The organism is Candidatus Infernicultor aquiphilus, assembly GCF_002784285.1.
Lineage (GTDB): Bacteria > Atribacterota > Phoenicimicrobiia > Phoenicimicrobiales > Phoenicimicrobiaceae > Infernicultor > Infernicultor aquiphilus.
Genome location: NZ_PFKO01000321.1, coordinates 1 through 1,239, shown reverse-complemented (window position 1 = coordinate 1,239; position 1,239 = coordinate 1). Strand labels below are relative to the sequence as shown.

The following is a 1,239-nucleotide window of genomic DNA, read 5'->3' as shown; positions in this document are numbered from 1 at the left end:
ATTATGGGGTAAAATCTTTTTTTGTGTTCCTTCCAACGCTTGTGCGGCCTGGCTTTCCGAACATCGCAAAAAGCTCAACTATAAGATATTATTAGTTACCCATTTATCTTATATTAGCTGATTTCTAATACCCTCTCCTGACTTTTTTTATTAAGTAATTAACCTAAATAATTTAAAAGGAATTCCTCTTTAAATTCCTCTAATCTGTCCTCTAATAAAGCCAACCTTATGCTCTTCATCAAAGAAGACATAAAATAAAGATTATGAATGGTTCCTAAAATTGAAGCAAGTATCTCTTTAGACATATATAAATGACGGAGGTAAGCCCTGGTAAAATTTTGGCAAGTATAGCAATTACATTTATTATCTAAAGGTGTAAAATCATTCCTGTATTTAGCGTTAGTTATGGATATCTTGCCAGAAGAAGTAAATAACGAACCATTTCTTCCATTTCTAGTAGGTAGTACGCAATCGAACATATCAATTCCTCTTATTACTCCTTCTAATATACTTTGAGGTGCTCCCACTCCCATCAAATATCGAGGTTTATTTTGAGGTAAACAGGGAACAGTATAATCTAAAACTTCGTACATTAATGGTTTTGGTTCACCTACGCTTAATCCACCAATAGCATATCCAGGAAAGTTTAATTCTACTAATTTATTAGCATTCTCCATTCTTAAATCTTTAAAAGTTCCTCCTTGAACAATTCCAAATAAAGCCTGATTAGCATTATGATGTATTTCTTTACACTTCTTAGCCCACTTAATATTCCTTTGAGCAGCAATTTCTACCTGATATTTTCCAGAAGGATAAGGTATACATTCATCGAAAGCCATCGCTATATCAGAACCTAAAGCCATTTGAATTTCCATAGCTTTTTCAGGACTTATAAAATGCTTAGAACCATCAATATGCGAATTAAAAAATACTCCTTCATCATTTATCTTATTTAATTTCCCTAAACTAAAAATTTGAAAACCTCCACTATCAGTTAATATGGCTCCTTTCCAACCCATAAATTTATGCAACCCACCCGCTTCCGCAATTAAATTATGTCCTGGTCTTAAATAAAGGTGATAAGAATTGCTTAAAATAATTTGAATACCTAATCTTTCTAATTCTCGAGGAGTCATAGATTTAACTGTGGCTTGAGTTCCTACTGGCATAAATACTGGAGTATCAACCACTCCGTGAGGAGTATATAATTTTCCTAACCTTGCTTTAGTCTTTTTACAT

The 1,239-nt window shown here is 32.8% G+C and carries 1 protein-coding gene; it reads right to left on the bottom strand.

The window, feature by feature from the left end; genetic code table 11:
* Positions 1–158 precede the first annotated feature (158 nt).
* Positions 159–1,239: tRNA guanosine transglycosylase (tgt, locus tag COZ07_RS08955; protein ID WP_406608222.1), on the bottom strand; the 1,081-nt coding region annotated here is incomplete at its 5' end.